Origin of the sequence: Paenibacillus sp. JNUCC-31 (assembly GCF_014844075.1) — a bacterium.
GTDB lineage: Bacteria > Bacillota > Bacilli > Paenibacillales > Paenibacillaceae > Paenibacillus.
Window position 1 is genome coordinate 783,499 of record NZ_CP062165.1, and the last position, 21,642, is coordinate 805,140.

Below are 21,642 nucleotides of genomic sequence, written 5' to 3' on the forward strand. Positions count from 1 at the left end.
GGCCATCCGTCAGGGCGCTGGCATTCAGATCGATTGACCTTCAGATACCCTTCCGGTCCGGCTTTACCGGAACCCCTGCAACCTTCATCCGCATACGTGACGGCTTATCCTCTGCAGGAGACATGCGCTCTTATTATTACATACTATATCATTTGGGCTACATTATGACAAACAAGCCCAATATGCCTTTTAAATCTCATTTTCCTCAAGAAATTTGATATCAAAGTCACCCCGAACAAACGTTGGATGATCCAGCAATTTCTGATGAAAAGGAATCGTTGTGGAGATGCCTTCAATCGCAAACTCAGCCAATGCACGCTTCATCTTTGCGATGGCCTCTTCCCGGTTTGCTCCCCATACGATTAATTTAGCGATCATGGAGTCGTAATAAGGAGAGATCGTGTAACCTGGATAAGCTGCACTATCTACACGTACACCCGGTCCTCCTGGTGCAAGGTAGAAACCAATTTTGCCTGGTGACGGCATAAAGTTACGGTCAGGATCTTCTGCGTTGATACGGCACTCAATGGACCAGCCATTAATCACAACATCTTCCTGACGGAAAGAAAGTGGATTGCCTTCAGCTACCGAAATCATTTCACGGATCAAATCCACTCCTGTAACCATCTCTGTTACAGGGTGTTCAACCTGAATACGTGTATTCATTTCCATGAAATAGAATTCACCGTTAGGGCTGAGCAAGAACTCAAGTGTACCTGCTCCCGAGTAATCCACGGCAAGCGCCGCCCGTACTGCGGCTTCTCCCATCAATGTACGCACATCTTCAGAGATGATAGGACAAGGCGCTTCTTCCACTAGCTTTTGACGTCGACGCTGAACGGAACAATCACGCTCGCCCAGATGCACTGCATTTCCATGCTTGTCTGCAATGATCTGAATCTCCACGTGCTTCATGCCTGTCAGGAATTTCTCCAGATATACTCCGGCGTTGCCAAAAGCTTTCTGTGCTTCCTGCTGGGCAGCTGTTATTTGCTTGATCAGCGTTTCTTCATCTTCAGCAATACGAATCCCTTTACCTCCACCACCAGCGGTAGCTTTGATAATGACAGGATATCCAATATCTCTAGCAATCATAATGGCTTCATTCATATTTTCAACCAAACCGTCGGATCCCGGAATGACAGGTACACCTGCATCCTTCATCGTTTGTTTGGCAACAGCCTTGTCACCCATTTTGGTAATGGCTTCCGGAGATGGGCCGATGAACGTAATATTGCAGGAACCACAGATTTCTGCAAAATCAGCGTTCTCTGCCAGGAATCCGTAGCCTGGGTGGATCGCATCACATTCCGTCAGTGTAGCTACACTCATCAGGTTTGTGAAGTTTAGATAACTGTCTTTCGAAAGTGTAGGCCCGATACAATATGCTTCATCTGCAAGACGAACATGCAGGGAGTCTTTATCCGCTTCCGAATAGACTGCTACCGTCGAAATGCCGATTTCACGACAGGCACGAATAATACGTACCGCAATTTCGCCACGGTTCGCAATCAGTATTTTTTGAAATTTCATTTCGTTATTGTCCTCCTTCGAAGCTCATGCAGTTGCCGTAATGCGGCTGTAACCGTTATTCCGGTTTCACCAGGAACAGGGGTTGTCCATACTCAACCAGCTGTCCGTTCTCAACCAGCACTTCAACGATTTCTCCCTTGATGTCAGCATCAAGCTCGTTCATCAGCTTCATCGCCTCAATGATACATACCGTTGTTTTCTCAACAACTTTATCACCAGCGCTTACAAAAGGACCAGCTTCCGGCGAGGAAGCTCTGTAAAAAGTACCCACCATCGGAGATACAATTTTATGTAAATGACTTGTAGTATCGACTTGCGGAGCAGCCTCAGCTACAACTGCAGCCGGTTGCACCTGTGGTGCAGCAATCATTTGCGGTTGAATAGCAGCTGCCTGAACATACTCGGTTTTACCCGGTTTGCGAATCGACAACCGTGATCCTTCATTTTCAATTTCCAACTCTTGAACGGAACTTTCATCTACCAGTTTGATCAGCTCTTTGATCTCACTCAATTTAAACATTTCCATTATTCACTCCTTCGGCATCATGCCAGTCTCACTAGGACGGTCATATGGCTTTATGTATTATATCATAATCGTTAAAAATGGAAAGAGCCCGAGAACTGAACCAGCTCTCGGGGCTACTTTTCCATGAATCGGATTACTGTTCTGTTACGTATTGAACGCTGATTTTATTTTGCGTTACTGCCAATTCTTTCATGACCAGATCCACAATGGAAACCGCCTGTTTTACATCCAGTTTGTCACTGAGAACAACAACTTTATACTTGTCGGCATCCTCTTGAACGATGGCATTGGCAAACTGCTGTGAAAGAGTTTCTTCAATGCCATTGATTTTGGCTTCTTTTTCTTCCAGTGTGCGGAGCTGTTCTGTTGCTTTTGCATTTTCCTCTGGTGTTTTGCTCAGATCACCTGCAACGGTCATCAGTTCCTCATATTTGCGATTGTTGCTTTCTTCACGCTGCCATTGATAATTCTGGAACTGGCTGCTCGCAGAGGCTGCTGTATTTTGCTCCTCCATTTCCTTAAGGACTTCTTCATCGGTTTTCGTCACGCTGCCGTCAGTTCCGCCACTTGCCTCAGGACTGGTTGCTGCGCCTTTGTCAGAGCCCTTCTCACTGCCTTTTCCTGCTTCACCTTGTTTCTCTCCCGAATCTGCAGCAGGGGATTTCTCGGTTTCTCCGGCTTCTTTACCGTCTACAACCGCAGGATTATCAACCGATTCAGTTGCTGCCTGCTCTCCTTCAGTCCCTGTAACTTCACCGCCATTCACCACTTCATTCACAACCAGACCTTCTGTCGGATCAAGGATTCCAGTCGTTTCCTTCGCTTCTCCCTGCTTCATCCCATCCACCTGCGTGCTGTCAGCTACTGGCGTATTAACCGGACCCGAATCTTCAGTGAACAAGTAATAAGCGGACAAAATGACCATCAGACTCAGCATGGATACGAGCCATACCGTTTGACGTTTGTTATTCATTAGAACTTCCTCCTCGAATTAGCTTCATTCTTATGTGAATTAAATCTTGTACAAGAATTGAATACTGAGTTTCAATATTCCGAATTAATCCTGCTTGCGCGGAACAACCGAGATTCGGTAGGCCGCCACATTCAGTCCTTTTTCGACAGCATCTGTAATCAGGTCCTTCACAACCTTGTTCTCTGCGCCTCTGGCGACGACAAGCACTCCCCGGATTTGCGGTTTGAGCTTCTTGGTGACAATGGGGGTCTGATCCCCTGATATTTCATACGTAATAATTTCGCCATCACGGGTATATTGCGTCATATGCCGCTTTCCCCCGTTAGCATCTGTTTCTTCGGTCAGCTGCTGCGAATCCTTCACATTACGCTGCACAACAAGCTCCTCTGTAGAATCGACAGTAACCATGACATCAACGGTTCCCACGCCGACGATATTTTCCAGTACGCCCTTGATTTTGTCTTCAAACGCGATCTCTATCGCCTGAAAAGGATTCTGATCCGTTGCATCCGTCTGGATGGTTGCCATGGATGTAGTCGGATCAGGAGGTTCGCGACCGATATTTTCGGAATCAATCTTTTTGACATTGACGAAGGAATTAAACAGCATGATCCCTACTCCGATCAAGCCGAGGATAATAAGCCAGCGAAAGGTTTGACTTCGCCGTTGTCCACCTTCTCCGCCGCCAAGCCAGCTTTCCATCTTTTTGAGCCATTGCCTCATCGGACACCCTCCTTTTCACAGCGCCGAAGCGCTTTTCTTTTCCCTCACCTGTACTTTGCTCGCATCAACATCCCACTTCTCAGTCAATAGCGTAATAATTTGTACTGCTCGCTCTGATCGGGAGGACGTTTGTTCTTGCTGAGGGTTTGTCTCTGACTGATCACCCAAAACTGGTGTGGAGTGAGCTTCCTGTCGATTTGGAGAGCCTCCAGGATTTCCGTTGTCCACGCTGCTGTCATCATTGCCGCCATTATCCACCTTAATCTGTACATCAGGCACTTCAATCTGACCGATCTGGATTGGCTCTTGTGCTGTATTCGATTTAGCAGGTTCGGATTCGGAGTCAGCGCCGAATAATGGATCGGTACTTGCCGCTTCCTCCAATGAACCTGTGTTGGAGCCGGCTTTCCCGGCTGCTGTCTCTCCTGCCATCTCCACCAAAACATACTGGATTGCGGGCAATTCCACGGAGGATGCCAGATCCTTCTCCGGTTTGGTTGTATCCATGACAAGCTTCACCTCGACGGACTGTACTCGCTCCCCGGTTGTTTCTTCAATTTGCCCCTTCATCACATTAGCCAGTTCTCTGGCTGTCCATTGCAAGGATTGTTCCTGTTCGTTCGACTGCAGCTTCCTGCCCTGAGCCAGGATCTGTTCCAGTGTTGCACTTCCATCCGACGGTGAGTCCATGGCTGTCATCGCTCGCTTCAGCTCGGCAACGGGGTCACTTCGGAGGAGCTTTGTTATTGGGGATAAAAGGGTTAGCAGGATAAGAAGGCTCAGCACAAGCTTGACATAGCGTTCCATGGATCGGTTGGGCAATAGCATATCCACAAAGGTCGCCAACAGAACGATCATGATCAATTCCCGGAGCCAGCTGCTCAGCCACCCCATCCTTCCAGCCCCTTTCTCTCGAACAATCCCCTCATCGCATCATGACCGTCAGATTACCGGCAGTTAGCAGGATCGTGATGGCCAGAAAAAACATCAGTCCCACAGCTGCCAGTGCTGCAAATACGTAAAGCATGCTTTTGCCAATCGCCTGCAGGCAACCTACAATTGGCGTTTCACCCAAAGGCTGCATTATAGCGCCTGTAATGTTGTATATGAGGGCAAGGGTCAGGATTTTAAGCGCTGGAAAAGCGCATAGAAACAAGATAATGATGACACCGGTTAGACCGATTGCATTTTTGACCAGCAGTGAAGCCGTGATGACTGTATCAGTTGCATCCGCAAACGTTCTGCCCACGATGGGGACAAAGTTTCCCGCGATGTACTTCGCCGCTTTCAGACTAACTCCATCTGCTACGGAGCCTGATGCACCCTGCACTGAAATTACGCCTAGGAACATCGTTAGTAATATACCGAGTAGAGCCACACTAATGTTGCGTAACAAGTCTGCTAGCTGAGTCAGCTTGTACTTGTCAGACAAGGAACTGACGAGATGCAATACAGCCGAGAAAAACAACAGTGGGAACACCAGGATGTGAATCAACGTACCCACCAGATGAATCATGAAAATGATGAGCGGATGAGTGACTGATACGGTGATAACATTTCCCATTGATGCCAGCAGCGTAAAGAGCAGGGGCACCATGGCCATCATAAAGTTAATCATGCCGGCAATCGCATCCTTGGCGTATCCAATCGCCACACTGAAACTGTTTATGGCGATGATAATAATGACCATGTAACAGATGGAATAGGCAATTTTGCTAATATTGTTTTTCTCAAAAGCGGTCTGGAGCGTCTCCAGAATCATACTTAGCACGCTCAACATCACAATCGTGACCAGAAGTTTGCCGTTATATAAAATCTCATGCAGCATGAAGGTTCCGATGGCTATGAACACTGACTTCAGACTGAATCCTTCATTGCCTGGAATTAACATATCCATAAAGGAAGGCGTCTTTCCTTCCGGGAAAAATCCTCCGTATTGCTGCATAAGTTGATCCCAATATTTTTCCACCTGATCTTTGGGAAGCTGATCGGCCTGCTGCTGCATCCATTCATCAGAAGGGGAGCTGGCAGCGACCTGTCCCATGATCGCAAATAGAAAGCACAGCATCAGCACAAAGGCAAGGCGCCACTGCGGCTTGTTATGCATTATTTTCATATGAAGTCCGCACGCCTCCTCCTCCTACACCGGCATTAGCTTCATGACGGTTTCGATTATAATGCTGATGATCGGTATGGCAAGGACAAGAATCAGCACCTTGCCGGCGAGCTCAATCTTGGAAGCAATGCTCTCCTGCCCTGCGTCCCTGACAATCTGTGCACCAAATTCAGCAATGTAGGCTATGCCTATGATTTTCAGCACGGTTTTCAGATAAATGCTCTCCATGCCCGAATTTTCAGCAAGCCGTTTCAGTACGTCGATTACTGCGCCGATCTTGCCAATCAGCATCATAAAGATCACGATGCCGGTAGCAGCAGCAATCAAAAAAGCGAACATGGGCTTCTGTTCCTTGATAACTAGAATGAGAACCGTTGCGATGAGCGCCAGACCTACAACTTGGATTATTTCCACAGGTCACCACCATCCCGGCTTCATGACCGTTTTCATTGAAAAAGAAATATCGATTTGATCTCTTGCAGCAGGCTGTCCAACATACGAACCACCATGAACAATACAACGACAAATCCGATCACGGTCACCCAGTGAGCCATATCTTCCTTTCCCATTTGTTTCAGCACCGTATGAATCATTGCAATAATGATTCCGATGCCCGCAATTTGAAAGATTGCGTTCACTTCTAAATTCATGACCTTGGCACCTCACTATCCCGGCTATTTCAGAAGATCAGAATGACGATTAACGCTCCTACAAGCATCCCGAGACTGCGACTCATTCGTTCATATTTCACTTGATCGGCCTGAGCACGGGATTCCTCATGCATTAGTTGCTGAATGGCTAGCGAGATGTGTTTGGTCTGATCCTGACGATCGCTGGTGCCAAGGCTGAAACTTAATTGCAGCATGACCTCCCGCTCGTCTGCCTTCATGGCTGATTTTCCCCACGCCTCTTCAATGCCAGACTGAAGACTTTCACGAGCAGTGTGGCCATGAGGGGGTTCCATTTGCTTGGCTGCGTGGAGAAATAACGTCCGAACAGGCTCTTTCGTCTGGGCCCCCATTTTTCCCATGGCATCAGGCAAAGGGGTCAGCCCATAGTTGATTTCGGTCATCAGCCGCTGGAGAGCGGCAATTAACTCACGCAATTGTCTGGGCCGCAAGGCAAATTGCCTTGCCTTGTAGAATCCGGCGAGCGTGCTGGCCAGCAGAATGATGACGGCTCCGAGCATGTTAAGCAAATGCCTCACCTCCCACTTCCGTCTGCTGGAGGCCACGCATTTTGCCATCAGCCAGTCGAAAGGTCATGCCCCGGCTCGTCCGCTGCAGTAGTACGTAGCGTTGAAACATCTGCTCGACAATCAGGGTCCTGAGCGCAGGTCTGGAAGAAAGCTCGGCCAAATCACGACCGTGTGCCGTGGCGATGACGGATACACCTGCATGGAGTGCTTCCATTACCGCCTCAGCATCCTCTGGACGGCCGATCTCGTCCACAATCAGGACATCGGGAGACATGGAGCGCAACATCATCATCATGCCCTCAGCCTTCGGACAGCCGTCCATGACATCGGTACGGGGTCCCACATCGAATCCCGGTACTCCCTTGTAACTCCCGGCGATTTCCGACCGCTCATCTACGATGCCAACCTTAAGCCGCGGACGTATACCCTGAACAAGCTCGCTGACACCCATAAGTTTGGTTCCACTGCTGATCTGCCGCGCCAGATCCCGCAGCAATGTGGTCTTGCCTTGCTGGGGAGGCGAAAGAATTAAGGTGTGCAGTACCTGACCACTCTTCATGTCCAGCAGATAGGGCAGGATCCGATCAGCGATTCCATGTATCTCCCGCGCAACCCTGATATTGAATCCATTGATATCGCGCAAGTATTCCACCCGACCACCGCTGAGCACGGCCCGGCCAGCTAACCCAATTCGATGACCGCCGGGAATGGTGATGAACCCTTTGCGCAGCTCTTCTTCCAATGTATAAAGCGAATGATTGCTGATCAGATCCAGCAGCCTGTGAGTTACCTCTTTTAAGGGGATGTAGGCTTCATCAGGCTTCGCTGTCGGACTGCCCTGAGGGGTAAGGAAGTGATAGGTGTCTCCTGCATTGATTTCCAGTGGCCTTCCTTCACGGATACGTACTTCCTCCACTTTTTCCAATAAAGCGGGCGGCATTCTTCCCAGAATGGTTCGAATCGGTTCCGGAAAGATATCCTTCCAGTTCACCATCATGAATAGGCCCCTCCAACCTTGAATTCGGTTTTATCGCGTTTCTGGTGCTTGTTCATATTCAAGTTTATGTGTGTACATTGATTTTATGACGCTGAAATCTATCATTTTCTTCAGAATAGGGATGAGAGTTAAAAAATCATAGATCAGCTCCTTGTTCTCCGTCTAGGCACCCGTCTAGGTACAATTGCATATAGTGCTTGCAGACAGGTGTTATCCATTTGTGGATAAAGAAAGAGAACCACCTATCCCCAAATGCAGAAAGGAGTTGTGGGGAGTGCGAGTCGATGTGGTAGGCAATGTGAATGAAGTGCGAAAAATGGATATTGCGGGCCGATGTGTGGTGGTGATTGATGTGTTGCGAACGACCAGTACGATTGTGACGGCACTGGCTTACGATGCAGCAGATGTAATCGCTGTAGAGACTGTTCCTCAAGCGAAACAATTGAACGTGAAGGATGCTATTCGTGGCGGGGAGCGTTTTGATAAAAAAATTACAGGATTCGAGGTGGGCAATTCCCCCTATGAATATATGACTCCAAGTATCGCGGGTAAGACCATTATTCTGACTACAACAGATGGTACCCGTGCCCTGATCAAAGCATCCAAGGCCAGATATGTGTTCGCAGGCTCGTTTCTCAATGTTAAGGCTGTGGCGGCAGTTCTGTGCGAGCTTCGCAGGGATATCTTATTGTTATGTGCCGGAGACCAGGGGGAGTTCGCGCTGGAAGATGGTTTATGTGCAGGCAGCATTATCGAAGAGCTGTACCAACAATCCCCTTTTCCCATCATGTTGAATGACCTGGGCTTGGCGCTCCATCAGGCTGCAATTCATGCCGAGGATACATTGCCCGATTTGGTTAGAGTATCGGCTGGTGGGCGAAGGTTGGAGAAACTGGGCAGGATGCATGATGTAACCTACTGCACACAATTGGATTTGCTGGACTGCGTTCCCGAGATGGGGGAAGGGCACCGAATGCAACCTTTTAATGGATCACGTAAAGAGCGGGTATTTCGGTTGTTGTAATACAAATAACTCAAAAAGGTGTACCGCTTCCCCCCTGAAGGGATTCAGTACACCTTTGGTATGTCTGGCTATATTACTGCTTTTATCTGCGAACTTGCGGTCCACCAATCACAGCCTGCTCTGCCGTATCCAGGTCATACGCTGTGTGCAGCGCCTTGATTACATCATGAAGTTTCTCTCCATCGATAACACAAGATACCTTGATCTCGGAAGTGCTGACCATCTTGATGCTCACACCTTCACCCGAGATCACTTGGAACATCTTCGCAGCTACGCCTGGATGGCTAACCATACCTGCGCCAACGATCGATACTTTAACCAAGTTCTCTTCGGAAGTCACTTCACGGTAAGGCAGGCGGCTGTGAAGGGCTTCAATGACACGCAGTGCGTTCTCCCGGTCAGACAGCGCAACAGAAAACGAGAAGTCAGCCTTGCCGTCCATTACACCGCTCTGTACGATAATGTCGACATCCAGCTGTTCTGATGCAAGGGCACCAAATACTTCGGCGAGAACTCCCGGTACATCAGGCACACCCAAAATACTGATGCGAGCCACATTTTTGTCATAGGCAATGCCACTAACTACCACGCCTTGTTCCATTGTTGCTTCCTCCTTCACAACCGTTCCTTCATTATGGTTAAAGCTGGATCTTACAATCAAAGGCACACCGGAATGCTTCGCGTATTCAACTGCACGCGGATGCAATACCGCTGCTCCCAGGTTGGCCAGTTCCAGCATCTCGTCGTACGAAATTTCCTTCAGTTTGCGTGCCACCTTAACAATTCGCGGATCCGTGGAATAAATACCGTCCACATCCGTGTAGATCTCGCAAGCGTCCGCTTTGATGGCTGCTGCCAGGGCTACTGCCGTTGTATCGGAACCTCCACGGCCAAGTGTCGTAATCTCGCCGTCTTCCGTCATTCCCTGGAAACCTGCAACGATAACGATATTACCTTCAGCTAACGCCTGATTCACCCGCTGCGGATGAATATCGTTAATCCGAGCTTTGCCGTGTACCGGCTCCGTCCGGAATCCCGCTTGCCAGCCTGTAAATGAAATGGCTTTGCGTCCCAGCGCCTGAATCGCCATGGATAACAATGAAATCGAGATCTGTTCTCCCGTTGTCAACAGCATATCCATCTCACGTGCAGGCAGTTCACTGTTCAGCTGTTTCGCCTGATCAATCAGATCATCCGTGGTATCCCCCATGGCCGAAACCACGACTACACACTGATGTCCTTCATCCGCTTTTTCTACAACACGTCCGGCTACACGCTTCATGCGCTCTGTATCTCCGACCGAGCTGCCCCCAAATTTCATGACGTACAATGACAAAGCAAATCCACTCCCTACCTTGTGCAGTATGCATAATTGATGTCCATCGTCATTATTCTCTCCGAAAAATGACTTTAACCCAGTATATTACGAAAGCGTCTGATAGGCTAATCTTTTTTCGAAAAAACCCTCTGCCAAAGGAATGGCAGAGGGTTGAATTCATGCTTTATTTAACTTACATCAAGTGAACGTTACGCGCGAGAAGAGTATTTACCTTCACGCGTATCGATCAGCAGAACGTCGCCTTCGTTGATGAACAATGGCACTTGTACGTTGAGACCTGTTTCCACTTTTGCGTTTTTGGTAGCGCCTTGTGCCGTGTTACCTTTTACACTTGGCTCTGTTTCGATAACTTTCAACTCTACGCTTGTAGGCAAGTCGATTCCGAGGATTTCACCTTGGTAGCTAACGATTTTTACGTTCATGTTCTCTTTGAGGAAGTTCAATTCCCACTCCAGTTGGTCGCTTGTCAGTGTGAACTGATCATATGTTTCGTTGTCCATGAACGTGTGCTCTGTACCACTAGCATAGAGGTAAGAAACGCCACGGTTTTCGATGATGGCACGGCCAATGGTTTCACCTGCACGGAATGTTTTCTCAACGGTGTTACCATTGCGCAGGTTTTTCAGTTTGGAACGTACAAAGGCAGCACCTTTACCTGGTTTAACATGTTGGAAATCAAGTACGGTATAGATGTCGTTGTCTACTTGTACGGTCAAGCCTGTTTTAAAATCGTTTACTGAAATCACAAAAAATCCCTCCTGATATGGTTGAAAAGTAGGTGATATGAGACGATTGGTTAATTTATAGATGAGTTCATTTCTGAATTGACAACCATGTGCTACGTGACCGTTACGGGCTCGGATCGTTCCTCCGATCGCTGTTGTCTCCTCATTTTCCCGATTAGAATTTGATAAGGTTTAAAATGAGGAGACAAAGGCGAGCGCTCCGCTTCTTCAGAATCGATTCCGCTCCCTTCACTACTTTTGCAATGGTCCAGAACAATCAGCAATAACCTGTACCAATATATTAAAAATCGTCTTATATCACCAGTGGCTGTAAATTAGCCGATTACGGTGAACTTCTTGTCTGATTTCGTTAAAATGTGTATACCTGTCTCGGTTATCACAACGTCATCCTCAATACGCACGCCGCCAAGGCCGTCAATATAGATCCCCGGTTCAACGGTTACCACCATGCCCGGTTTCAATATATCGTCGCTCAGCTTGGACAAACGAGGAGCCTCATGAACTTCCATACCCAGGCCGTGGCCTGTGCTGTGTCCGAATTGCTCTCCATATCCGTGTCCTGCAATGATATCACGTGCCAATGCATCTGCTTCCCGTCCGGTCATGCCCGGTTTCAGGTTAGCAAGCGTATGTAACTGAGCTTCCAGTACGATGTCGTAAATTTTACGAAGTTCAGGTACAGGCGTGCCAGTTGCAATGGTACGTGTCAGATCTGAACAGTATCCATCCAAAAGTGCACCGAAGTCAAATGTAATTAACTCATTTTGTCCGATGACCTTGCTGCTTGCTACACCGTGAGGCATAGCAGAACGTTCACCCGATGCAACGATGGTGTCGAACGAAGAGGAGGTTGCTCCATGTTTACGCATGAAAAACTCCATCTCCAAATCCACTTCACGTTCAGTCATACCCGGTTTTGCGAATTGCAAAACATGACTAAACGTTGCGTCTGCCAAATCCGCAGCTCTTTGCATTACAGCGATCTCATCTTCATCCTTGAAAATGCGCAGTTGTTCCACAATCCCGGAAACAGCTTTCAATTCAATGGATTGAAGTGCTTCAGCATAAGCAGTATGCGTACCATAAGTGACATGATCCTGCTCAAAGCCAACCTGTTTGATATTCGCCGATGCAAGGAGATCACGTACGGATTCCAATGGTTTCGGTCCATGTTCCACAACGGTAAAGCCTTTGGCTTGCTGCGGTGCCTGTGTCATATAACGGAAATCGGTCAGCAAGAATGCTTCTTGTTCCGTAATCAGCACATATCCTGCTGAACCTGTAAAGCTCGTCATGTAACGACGGTTGATCGGATTTGTAATCAGCATAGCCGTGAGTTCATGTTCACGCATGGCCTCACGCAACTTATTTACTCGTTTGTTTTCCATCGGTAACCCTTCTTTCTCTCACATTCCCGGGTCCCCGGCTCAGGTTTGCTTGTCCAGATGACGCACAAGAGCCAGCAGCCCCAGTTCATAGCTTACTTCTCCAAATCCGGCAATTTGCCCGATTGTTTCTGCAGCAATTACTGAATGATGTCTGAATTCTTCGCGTGCATGAATGTTGGATAGATGTACTTCTACTGTAGGAACTTTCACGGCATTGATTGCATCACGCACGGCATAACTGTAATGAGTCAGCGCTCCGGCATTCAGCATGATTCCATCCGCATCGCCCATCGCAGCATGAATACGATCAATGATGTCCCCTTCATGATTGGATTGATAAAAAGCGATGGAGACGCCAAGATCCTCCGCCTGTCTGCGAATTTGTTCTTCAATATCCTTCAGACTAAGCGTTCCATAGATGCCGGGTTCACGTACGCCGAGCATGTTCAGGTTCGGGCCATTGATTACTACAATCCGTTTCATAGCTGCTCCATCCTCTCTGCAAATAACCATCTGCTATTTTAACACAGCCATTGCCGGATTGAGAAGCTTTTTTGCGCTATACTCCCGCTTTCTCCGGCTCACGTTTCCGTTCATCTGTGAACTCCATAGCTACGGTGTATCCAATAAACAGTCCCCACAGCAAAAAGAAACAAAATTCAGTAATGACTGAATCCCAGGTTAAACGGTTTAAGGGTTTCACCATATCCAGTTTGGGACCTACCAGCACAAAGACAATGAGCCACCAAAAAATCCCGTAACCCATGCCTGGAAGGGGACCTTTCCATTTTTTTAACGTGAACGTGTAGATCAGGGATGCCAGTACAGAAAATAAAATAAAAAACAGCCAGCCGGTTAAATGCCCTGCGGCAGTGTAGATGAATTTATGTTTAAAAAAGGGCTCAGCCAAAAAACCCAATGGCACAATCGTAAAATGGAGCAGATGGAACAACCAATGCAGACCTCCCCAGATAAAACCTGCGAAAAAACCGAGCTCCACTGCAAAGGGAAACGGCTTGGTGAAGTAATGGGCCTGGCCTTGACGCTGGGTAGGGCGGCTGCCCCGGTCCTTTTGATTCCGTTCATCAGAACGTTTATTTTCCATATGTGATGTGCGTTCATCCTTATGTTCTGTCATTGATATTCTCCTTCACGTTCAGTTCGCGTCATTGGGGTTATAACCGAATTTTTGTCCTAACTCTACCGGGTAGTATGTTCAAATCAGGGCAAACTTAACAACATCACCTCTGGATTGTCTCGTAAACTAGAAATTACCTTCAATATTCGATACAATAGGGTTATTAAACAGTCTTCGACACTGAAGGCCTAGAACAGAATAGGAAGGTGAATAATTTGCCTCAACAATCCAAGCCTGTCAGCTACGGGGGGCAAGCTGTCATTGAGGGCGTAATGTTCGGCGGTAAACATGTCAACGTTACTGCTGTTCGAAGAAAAGACGGCGAAATTACGTATCTGGAAGTCCCAAAGCAAGACAAGTCCTGGGTCATGAAATTGCGGCGGATTCCATTACTTCGCGGGATTGTCAGCATTATAGATTCGAGTGTCAAAGGCAGTAAACATCTCAATTATTCTGCTGACGCTTATGCTGATGATGAACTTGAACCCGAAGAAAAAGCGAAGCAAAAAGAAAAAGAAGGCTCAGGTTGGAGCCTTAGCATGATTATTGGCGTCACCGCTGTAGCTATTCTTTCTTTCCTCTTCGGTAAAGTTGTGCTTACGTTGTTGCCCGTTGTCATCGAGAATTTTCTGTTCAAAAATGCATTCGACAATCAGTTTTTGCATAATTTACTGGAAGGCGGAATTAAGCTCATTCTGTTGCTTGCCTATCTGTGGCTGATTTCTCAGACTCCAATGATCAAACGTCTGTTCCAATACCACGGAGCAGAGCATAAAGTCATAAGTGCTCACGAAGCCGGAGAAGAGCTCACCCCAGATAATGTGCAGAAGTACAGCCGTCTGCATTACCGTTGCGGAAGCAGTTTTATTATGCTGACTGTCATTATCGGGGTATTCTTGTACTCGCTCTTCACATACGATAACCTATGGGAACGTATGGGGCAGCGGCTGTTGTTGTTGCCAATCGTGCTCGGTATTTCGTTCGAATTGTTGAAGTTGACCAACTCCGTACGTGACGTCCCTGTCCTGCGTTATCTTGGATACCCGGGGCTGTGGCTGCAATTGCTGACAACCAAAGAACCAACGAATGAACAGGTGGAAGTATCCATTGCTTCGTTTAACCGTATGCGTGAATTGGATGCCAAGCTTGCAAACGTATCAGCCACTTCGGAAGTTCCTGTTGCAACATTTGATCCTGTGAAAGGGTGAATGATATGAAGAAGCAGGCCATCCTATTTTGGACGTTCATCGCACTGGCTGCTGTTGGAATCTTGACTAGTCTGTGGAATAAAGGTGTATCTCAATTGGTGATACCCCTAATCGTGTTCGGAGTTGTGTTCCTGCTATATAAATATCCGCCCCGCCGCTTTGCACGCAAGACATCATCACCGAAGATCAAGCCATCGGCTCGGACCATGGCTAAAGTTAATGCTCAGTCCGGCACCAGAAAGAGCAGCAGTTCTTCCAAAAAACGTAAAGATTATCCTTTCCAAGTCATTCAAGGGCAAAAGGGTAAAAGCGACGAAGACGTACCCAAGTATCACTAAAACACTGATTTCCGCTGAACACACAGAAAAGCAATTCTCCCAACAAGTGGAGAATTGCTTTTTCAGTTTCCTTTTTATACAGGTGTTAGAGGGGGCGTATCCGCTTGTCTCTTTCTTAGCTCTCGTCGCTGTTTATCCAGCTGTTCACCATAGATCTTGGTATTCCACCCACTGAAAAATTCTGTGCCTGCGGTAACCCCGGATTGATATAAGGCTGTACTGTCTTCCACAGAAAGATGAAATTCGGTAGGTTTAATGCCAAGGGTGGGAATTTTCACTGTACGGAAACGATTGATCTGTTCAATGTAGCGCTCGTCATGTGCAGAAAGCATCGTTTCAACCAATGCCTGAAGCATACTGAGGGGCCCTCTAATTCTCGATGGCTCACCTTCTGTTTTCCCGACCATTTTAAACCCGATAACAGGGATAATATCTCCTCCCCGTTCTGTTCGCTCCCCGTCAAACAGCCAAAGGGGAAAGTTACTCAGCAGTGCCCCATCGACGATGTAAACAAACTGGTCTGCAAAACGTAAACCTTTCGACAGGACTGGAGATCTGCGAATCGCTACCGGATCGAAGAAATAGGGGATACTGCAACTCATGCGTACCGCTTTGGCTACCTCCAGCTTCGCTGGGTCTATACCAAAACGTTTTATATCGTCAGGCAGCACCAAAATGTTACCATTGGAAATGTCTGATGCGATGATTAGCAACTTGCCTGGCGGCAGATCAGCAAACGTCCGAACTCCCTTTTTTTTCAGCATATCACGAATCCACGATTCCAGTGCTTCCCCAGAGTACAGTCCTTTCTTCAAAAAGAGTCTTGCTGCCGGGCCGATCCACCTTATATCAAATATGGGAGAACGCCGCAGCAACGAGGCAAACGGTGTATTCTCAATAATCCCCTTCATCTCTTCAGCTGGATATCCCGCTGCAAGCAGTGCCGCTACGATGGAGCCGGATGATGTGCCCGCCACACGATTAAATTCGATTCCGTGATCTTCAGCACTTTTTACGGCGCCAGCGAGCGAAATTCCTTTTACGCCGCCACCTTCAAATACCCCATTAACTAACACAATAAAACCCCCGTTCTCCAGGCAGTCCATGTACTACTGCCACTGTATGAGAACAGGGGTTGGTCTTATTACGTTAAAATGTTTTAAAGTCCATAATAGGCTTTTAGTTTGGCGATCAAGCCGAGCGGATTTTTCGTCAGGTATTGTGAACTGAAGAAAATATCTCCTTTCACTGTATCATATTTCTCATTGTATATCAGTTGATCAATAATTTCTTGTGACGTCTGCCAACCAATTTCGGGTGTGCCCAGCTTATAGGGCGAGTGACCAATATACAATTTCACATTTGTATTTGCCACCTCATTAGCCCACCAGTCAACCACCTTGTCATATCGTGCTGCACTGAGTGTCATACTCCAGTACACTTGTGGTGCAACATAGTCAATCCACCCCTGCTTGATCCATGTCCGTACATCCGCATTCATGCTATCATAAGCGGTTACCCCTGCTTTCGTATCGGAACCTGTCAGGTCAACAGATTTGTTACGCCATACTCCAAAGGGGCTAATTCCGTATTCAACGCCCGGTTTCACATGATGAATGCTTTCTCCGAGCTGCTTGACGAATTGATTGATATTATCACGGCGCCATTCTGCACGATCTTTCGTATTCAATGTGTTGTATGTTTTGAACGCAGCGTCATCATTGAATGTGACATTCGACGGATAGAAATAGTCGTCCAGATGTACACCATCAATCTCATACTGATTGACCACTTCCATGATAGTATCAATAATATGCTGTCTCGCTTCTGGAATACCCGGGTTAATATACAATTTGCCGGATGCGTTCACAATCCAGTCCGGGTGCAGCTTGGATACATGATTGGAGGCGAGCCCGGTTGTACTTGCCGAATTGGTTGCTCGGAATGGGTTGAACCATGCATGGAACTCAAGACCGCGTTTGTGAGCTTCCTCGATCATGAATGCAAGTGGATCGTACCCTGGGTCTTTCCCCTGTGTTCCTGTAAGAACGCTGTTCCACGGCACAAGACTTGATGGATAGATCGCATCCCCATTGGCTCGCACTTGAACAAATACGGCGTTAATTCCCATGTCCTTCAACGTATCAAGCTGCTGAATGTACTCCAGCTTTTGTTTCTCCACGTTTCCTTTGGCACCCGACGAAGGCCAGTCTCCGTTTATGGTTGAGATCCAGGCTCCTCGCATCTCATCCGTATTTGGTATATTTCCTGTGCCTCCAGGTTCTGCTGGTGTAACAGGAGTAGGATTCGGCTCATTTCCTGTTGTCAGATCAATAGTCTGCGCAGACTGGTTCCAGGTCACCTGAATTCCAAGATTCTCACTGACAAATCGAATCGGCACCATGACACGACCCTGCTTTAACTCGACTGAGGCATCAAGATCCACTACCGTACTATCCACCGTTGCCTGCTGGCGTCCACTCGTCATTGTAATGATTGAATCGGATTTCTTGATTGTAACGGTGCGCGTAGCTTGAGACCATAGCACAGACGCCCCCAGTCCCTCACTAATGACCCGAAGTGGCACCATGGTAACATTGACTTTCGGTAAAATGTAAGGTGATACATCCGATTCCAGACGTTGACCATCCAAATAAATGACAATTTCCTTTTGACTGGCTGCCTGCGCCGTCATACCTGCTGATTGTAGACCTAGAACAAAAATAAGCAGCAGCATTAATCCTTTACGAAGCTTCATCAGTGCAATCCTCCAAAATAATTATAAATTCGCGGCAAATTCTGCTAGTTTAATAGACGCTTCAACGGTTTGTTTAGTTGCGAATAATTGCCAAATTGGGGTTAAAAAAAGCAAAAAGATGCTTCTTCGCCCTTCTTCATGGCGAGAAACATCTTCTGATTTTGGATGGATATGCACTTCAATTTACAAAGTGAGGTCTGGCTTACACCCTAGGATTCGGTATTGCTCATGACATCCTGAATACTTTTCAGATCACGTAATCGACTTTCATCCTGGCGGAAGTATTCAACTAAAGACTCAATGCAGGTAATGGAATCCCAACTGAGATGGTGTTCAATTCCTTCAACATCCTGGTAGATATTTTCTTCCTGAACACCAATGGTCGTCAAAAATTGTTCAAGCAGATGATGGCGCTCCATCAAACGTTTGCCCATCTTTTTGCCTTTTGGCGTAAGCACCAGCCCGCGGTACTTCTCATAGATCAGGTACTCGTCTTTGTCCAGCTTTTGGATCATCTTCGTCACTGATGAAGGATGTACTTCCAAACCTTCAGCTATATCAGACACACGAGCATAGCCCTTTTCATCAATTAATTTGTATATACGCTCCAAATAATCTTCCATACTGGGCGTTGGCATCTGCTTCCCTCTCTTCTCTCTGACCGACAATATTCTTGCCTGGTCCCTATCTTATAATGATACATGTTATCAATACGCATTGGCAAGCCCTGCACAATTCATTCACTTGTTACTGTTCATTAAACACTTCTCAATACTTAACAGGCACTCCTTGTGCGAAAGTATTGGCAAGGCTGACTTATCTGCAAACGAGGCACACTAAGCAATGTTCCGTAATGAAAGGAGTGATTTTGTGAGTACAAGTGTAGCGCATCCACCCGTTCGCAAAGCAAAGGGAACTAAACCTTTTATTCCCGATTTGGTGTATTTTGAACCTGGAGCGCTTGAATATGAGAAAGGCAAACGGATTATGGAATGGGTTACATCCAGGAACATCCCATATCAAATGACAACATCCCATAATCGAATTACCAATCTCCCCGGTGAAACGGAACAGGAAAAGTACCGGATGGCCAAACGAACCCTTGTCGTCGGTGTGCGTAAAACACTTAAATTTGATCAATCCAAGCCATCAGCCGAATACGCTATTCCCATCTCCACAGGCTGTATGGGCCACTGTCATTATTGTTATCTTCAAACGACGCTCGGGGCCAAACCTTATGTCCGTGTCTATGTAAACACGCAAGAGATCATTCAGGCAGCCAAAGGATACATCGAGGAACGTGCACCTGAACTTACTCGTTTCGAGGCGGCGTGTACATCCGATCCGGTAGGACTGGAACATATTACGGGAAACCTCGGCGACCTGATTCGTTTTATGGCCGATGAGGAGCACGGGCGACTTCGCTTTGTAACCAAATATCATCATGTTGATCCTTTATTAAATATCAAGCATAACGGACACACTCGCATTCGTTTCAGCGTGAATTCCGATTATGTGATCAAAAATTTTGAGCCAGCTACCTCACGGTTTGAAGAGCGTATAGAAGCCGCAGGGAAAATAGCTCATGCCGGTTATCCGCTCGGATTTATTATTGCCCCAATCATGTGGTACGACGGATGGGAAGCAGGGTATAGTGAGCTTTTACAAAAGCTTGCCGATACACTCCCTGACGAAGCAACCAAAGATTTAACCTTTGAGATGATTCAGCATCGATTCACCAAAACAGCCAAAGCGACGATTGAGAAACGATATCCCAAAACGAAACTTGAGATGGATATCGAAAAGCGTAAAATGAAATGGGGACGTTGGGGCCAGTACAAGTATGTGTATAAGGATGACCAGCAGGATGCGCTGCGCGAGTATATTACTGAGCGCATTTTTGAGCATTTCCCACTGGCCAACATTGATTACTTCACTTAAACATAAAGTAATGAACCTATGGCGCGCCAAACAGGTTCTGATTAAAAAAGCAGGTTACATGAGCCAGAATTGTCTGGTGCATGCAGCCTGCTTTGTTCTTATTTTGATCATGGACGAAAATTCCCAGTCTAGATAATCATCCAGTCAGGTGTAATTTGCTGTAGCCAGATCGTAATTTTGGTCATCTGATCGGTAAATAACAGTACACCGAGGAACAGCATTAATGCGCCCCCGACCTTCATCATGATATTGGAGTATCGCAAAATCCAGCGTGTAGAGCCAATAAAAAAGGCCAGTATGAAAAAAGGTAATGCAAATCCGGCTGTATAGCCGGTAATCAATGCCAACCAGGTCGTCGGCTCGCTCGCAGCCATCGCGATAATGGCGGTCAGGATTGGTCCAATACAAGGCGACCAGCCTGCCGAAAAGCCAATGCCAAATATAAATGAGCCCAAGTAGCCCGCAGGTTTCCATTTCATATCCATCTTGCGTTCTTTCATCAGGAACTGCGGTTTGAACAAACCAAGCAAGAATAACCCCATTAACATAATCAGGATCGCAGATAATTGACGAATGAGATCACGGTTATCATTGAAAAATTGGCCAAACAATCCGGCTCCCAGCCCCAGCGAATAAAATACAGCCGAGAAGCCCAAAATAAACGCCAGCGTATGAGTCAACGTCTTGAAGCGAACTTCACGCTGATTGCGCTCATCCTTTAACCGTTGCACCGTCATCCCTGTAATGTAAGAGAGGTACGAAGGATACAGCGGAAGACAGCATGGCGATATAAACGAAGCTAATCCTGCTACAAAAGCCAGCCATACATTAACATCAGGCATGAAGCGGATATCTCCCTTCCTGGGGGCTCACTTGCTCATGTTAGACTTAGGCTCGGAACCCTTTTTTTCCAATCATCGTAAGAATCAGCATCATGATAAGCAATAGTACAATCGTCGCTCCTGGGGCAAGGTTCCAGATGCCCGCCACAACCAATCCAATGACCACAGCTATTTCACCAATGACCACGGACAATATGATCGCCGATTTGAAACTTCGTGCCATGAGCAGACTCACAGCTACCGGAATGGTCAGCAATGCCGATACCAACAATGCACCAACGATTTTGATGGCCGTACTAATGACCAGGGCGGTCATCACGGTAATCAGCATGTTGAGCAGTTTAACAGGCAATCCGGTAACCGCCGCGGCATCTTCCTCAAAGCTGAGCAAGAAAAACTCCTTATGTAGCAGAGCTACAACGATGACTACGATCAGTGTCACCACACCAACCAGCTTCAAATCCGTGGAGTCCAATGTATAAATACTGCCAAACAGGTAACTCATAACATCTGTATTATATCCTTTGCCCAGTGTGAAGAACAATGAAGCCAGCGCAACTCCACCAGACATGATGATGGCAATCGATAATTCGGCGTAACTTTTATATGCCTTACGCAGTTTCTCGATGGCAAATGAAGCAAGCACGGCGAAAACAAGCCCCACCGCAATCGGATACACTTCAATTAGGAATCCGAGGGCAACCCCGGCGATCGTCACATGAGACAGGGTATCCCCGATCATGGATAAACGTCGCAGCACCAGAAACAATCCGATCAGTGGTGCGGTGATGCCGATTAGCAATCCCCCCGCCAGCGCTCGCTGAAAAAAATCACTCATTAAAATTTCCAAAACA

24 protein-coding genes are annotated in these 21,642 nt (G+C 47.1%); 4 read left to right on the plus strand and 20 right to left on the minus strand.

What is annotated here, in order from left to right; genetic code table 11:
- Positions 1 to 189: 189 nt before the first annotated feature.
- The 10 genes from accC to spoIIIAA form a co-directional block, all read right to left on the minus strand.
- The gene (gene accC, locus JNUCC31_RS03345; protein WP_099858204.1) at positions 190 to 1,533 is read right to left on the minus strand and encodes an acetyl-CoA carboxylase biotin carboxylase subunit; all 1,344 of its coding nucleotides are present in this window, start codon (positions 1,531 to 1,533) and stop codon (positions 190 to 192) included.
- Between the two features lie 55 nt (positions 1,534 to 1,588).
- Positions 1,589 to 2,053: an acetyl-CoA carboxylase biotin carboxyl carrier protein gene (gene accB, locus JNUCC31_RS03350; protein WP_063565765.1), complete on the minus strand. Its 465-nt coding sequence runs from the start codon at positions 2,051 to 2,053 to the stop codon at positions 1,589 to 1,591.
- Positions 2,054 to 2,192: 139 nt separating this feature from the next.
- The gene (locus tag JNUCC31_RS03355; RefSeq protein WP_192268536.1) at positions 2,193 to 3,032 is read right to left on the minus strand and encodes a SpoIIIAH-like family protein; all 840 of its coding nucleotides are present in this window, start codon (positions 3,030 to 3,032) and stop codon (positions 2,193 to 2,195) included.
- A gap of 84 nt (positions 3,033 to 3,116) precedes the next feature.
- Positions 3,117 to 3,755, minus strand: a complete 639-nt coding sequence (spoIIIAG, locus tag JNUCC31_RS03360; protein WP_192268538.1) for a stage III sporulation protein AG — start codon at positions 3,753 to 3,755, stop codon at positions 3,117 to 3,119.
- A gap of 15 nt (positions 3,756 to 3,770) precedes the next feature.
- Positions 3,771 to 4,649, minus strand: a complete 879-nt coding sequence (spoIIIAF, locus tag JNUCC31_RS03365) for a stage III sporulation protein AF (RefSeq protein WP_192268541.1) — start codon at positions 4,647 to 4,649, stop codon at positions 3,771 to 3,773.
- A gap of 31 nt (positions 4,650 to 4,680) precedes the next feature.
- Positions 4,681 to 5,823: a stage III sporulation protein AE gene (gene spoIIIAE / locus JNUCC31_RS03370; RefSeq protein WP_416234421.1), complete on the minus strand. Its 1,143-nt coding sequence runs from the start codon at positions 5,821 to 5,823 to the stop codon at positions 4,681 to 4,683.
- A 72-nt stretch (positions 5,824 to 5,895) separates the two neighbouring features.
- Positions 5,896 to 6,285 (minus strand): stage III sporulation protein AD, encoded by a 390-nt coding sequence (gene spoIIIAD / locus JNUCC31_RS03375; RefSeq protein WP_192268544.1) that lies wholly within the window; start codon positions 6,283 to 6,285, stop codon positions 5,896 to 5,898.
- 32 nt (positions 6,286 to 6,317) lie between these two features.
- Positions 6,318 to 6,521: a stage III sporulation protein AC gene (gene spoIIIAC, locus JNUCC31_RS03380; RefSeq protein WP_017687585.1), complete on the minus strand. Its 204-nt coding sequence runs from the start codon at positions 6,519 to 6,521 to the stop codon at positions 6,318 to 6,320.
- A gap of 29 nt (positions 6,522 to 6,550) precedes the next feature.
- Positions 6,551 to 7,069 carry a stage III sporulation protein SpoIIIAB gene (gene spoIIIAB, locus JNUCC31_RS03385; protein ID WP_192268545.1) on the minus strand — a complete coding sequence of 173 codons (519 nt, stop codon included), beginning with the start codon at positions 7,067 to 7,069 and terminating at the stop codon, positions 6,551 to 6,553.
- A complete protein-coding gene (spoIIIAA, locus tag JNUCC31_RS03390) occupies positions 7,062 to 8,066 on the minus strand; it encodes a stage III sporulation protein AA (protein WP_192268546.1) in 1,005 nt (334 codons plus the stop codon). Before spoIIIAA ends, spoIIIAB begins: the two co-directional genes overlap by 8 nt.
- Positions 8,067 to 8,340: 274 nt before the next feature.
- On the opposite strand from spoIIIAA, the gene JNUCC31_RS03395 reads away from it, so the two are divergent.
- Positions 8,341 to 9,090: a 2-phosphosulfolactate phosphatase gene (locus JNUCC31_RS03395; RefSeq protein WP_192268547.1), complete on the plus strand. Its 750-nt coding sequence runs from the start codon at positions 8,341 to 8,343 to the stop codon at positions 9,088 to 9,090.
- Between the two features lie 82 nt (positions 9,091 to 9,172).
- Here JNUCC31_RS03395 and JNUCC31_RS03400 read toward each other — a convergent pair whose 3' ends face one another.
- The 5 genes from JNUCC31_RS03400 to JNUCC31_RS03420 form a co-directional block, all read right to left on the minus strand.
- Complete coding sequence (locus JNUCC31_RS03400) at positions 9,173 to 10,426, minus strand: aspartate kinase (protein ID WP_192268548.1); 1,254 nt, start codon at positions 10,424 to 10,426, stop codon at positions 9,173 to 9,175.
- A gap of 191 nt (positions 10,427 to 10,617) precedes the next feature.
- The gene (gene efp / locus JNUCC31_RS03405) at positions 10,618 to 11,175 is read right to left on the minus strand and encodes an elongation factor P (protein WP_024631007.1); all 558 of its coding nucleotides are present in this window, start codon (positions 11,173 to 11,175) and stop codon (positions 10,618 to 10,620) included.
- Between the two features lie 314 nt (positions 11,176 to 11,489).
- Positions 11,490 to 12,563 carry a M24 family metallopeptidase gene (locus JNUCC31_RS03410; RefSeq protein WP_192268549.1) on the minus strand — a complete coding sequence of 358 codons (1,074 nt, stop codon included), beginning with the start codon at positions 12,561 to 12,563 and terminating at the stop codon, positions 11,490 to 11,492.
- Positions 12,564 to 12,602: 39 nt separating this feature from the next.
- Positions 12,603 to 13,046 (minus strand): type II 3-dehydroquinate dehydratase, encoded by a 444-nt coding sequence (gene aroQ / locus JNUCC31_RS03415; RefSeq protein ID WP_192268551.1) that lies wholly within the window; start codon positions 13,044 to 13,046, stop codon positions 12,603 to 12,605.
- Positions 13,047 to 13,122: 76 nt separating this feature from the next.
- Entirely contained in the window at positions 13,123 to 13,701 is a 579-nt protein-coding gene (locus JNUCC31_RS03420; RefSeq protein WP_192268553.1) for a YqhR family membrane protein, read from the minus strand.
- Between the two features lie 215 nt (positions 13,702 to 13,916).
- On the opposite strand from JNUCC31_RS03420, the gene JNUCC31_RS03425 reads away from it, so the two are divergent.
- Positions 13,917 to 14,909 (plus strand): DUF1385 domain-containing protein, encoded by a 993-nt coding sequence (locus tag JNUCC31_RS03425; protein WP_192268555.1) that lies wholly within the window; start codon positions 13,917 to 13,919, stop codon positions 14,907 to 14,909.
- Between the two features lie 5 nt (positions 14,910 to 14,914).
- Entirely contained in the window at positions 14,915 to 15,247 is a 333-nt protein-coding gene (locus tag JNUCC31_RS03430) for a hypothetical protein (RefSeq protein WP_192268557.1), read from the plus strand.
- A gap of 74 nt (positions 15,248 to 15,321) precedes the next feature.
- Here the strand turns inward: JNUCC31_RS03430 and JNUCC31_RS03435 are convergent, their stop codons facing one another.
- From JNUCC31_RS03435 to mntR, 3 genes are all read right to left on the minus strand, one after another.
- Positions 15,322 to 16,323, minus strand: a complete 1,002-nt coding sequence (locus tag JNUCC31_RS03435) for a patatin-like phospholipase family protein (RefSeq protein ID WP_192268559.1) — start codon at positions 16,321 to 16,323, stop codon at positions 15,322 to 15,324.
- Positions 16,324 to 16,406: 83 nt separating this feature from the next.
- Positions 16,407 to 18,005: a family 10 glycosylhydrolase gene (locus tag JNUCC31_RS03440; RefSeq protein ID WP_192268560.1), complete on the minus strand. Its 1,599-nt coding sequence runs from the start codon at positions 18,003 to 18,005 to the stop codon at positions 16,407 to 16,409.
- Positions 18,006 to 18,214: 209 nt separating this feature from the next.
- Positions 18,215 to 18,643 (minus strand): transcriptional regulator MntR, encoded by a 429-nt coding sequence (gene mntR, locus JNUCC31_RS03445; RefSeq protein ID WP_062324348.1) that lies wholly within the window; start codon positions 18,641 to 18,643, stop codon positions 18,215 to 18,217.
- A gap of 205 nt (positions 18,644 to 18,848) precedes the next feature.
- On the opposite strand from mntR, the gene splB reads away from it, so the two are divergent.
- Entirely contained in the window at positions 18,849 to 19,946 is a 1,098-nt protein-coding gene (splB, locus tag JNUCC31_RS03450) for a spore photoproduct lyase (RefSeq protein ID WP_192268562.1), read from the plus strand.
- Positions 19,947 to 20,074: 128 nt separating this feature from the next.
- Here splB and JNUCC31_RS03455 read toward each other — a convergent pair whose 3' ends face one another.
- Together JNUCC31_RS03455 and JNUCC31_RS03460 are read right to left on the minus strand one after the other, a co-directional pair.
- Positions 20,075 to 20,788, minus strand: coding sequence for a cytochrome c biogenesis CcdA family protein (locus JNUCC31_RS03455; RefSeq protein WP_062324346.1), 714 nt, complete (start codon positions 20,786 to 20,788; stop codon positions 20,075 to 20,077).
- Between the two features lie 46 nt (positions 20,789 to 20,834).
- On the minus strand, positions 20,835 to 21,638 hold the full coding sequence (locus tag JNUCC31_RS03460) for a metal ABC transporter permease (protein WP_192268564.1): 804 nt from the start codon (positions 21,636 to 21,638) through the stop codon (positions 20,835 to 20,837).
- Between the last annotated feature and the right edge of the window lie 4 nt (positions 21,639 to 21,642).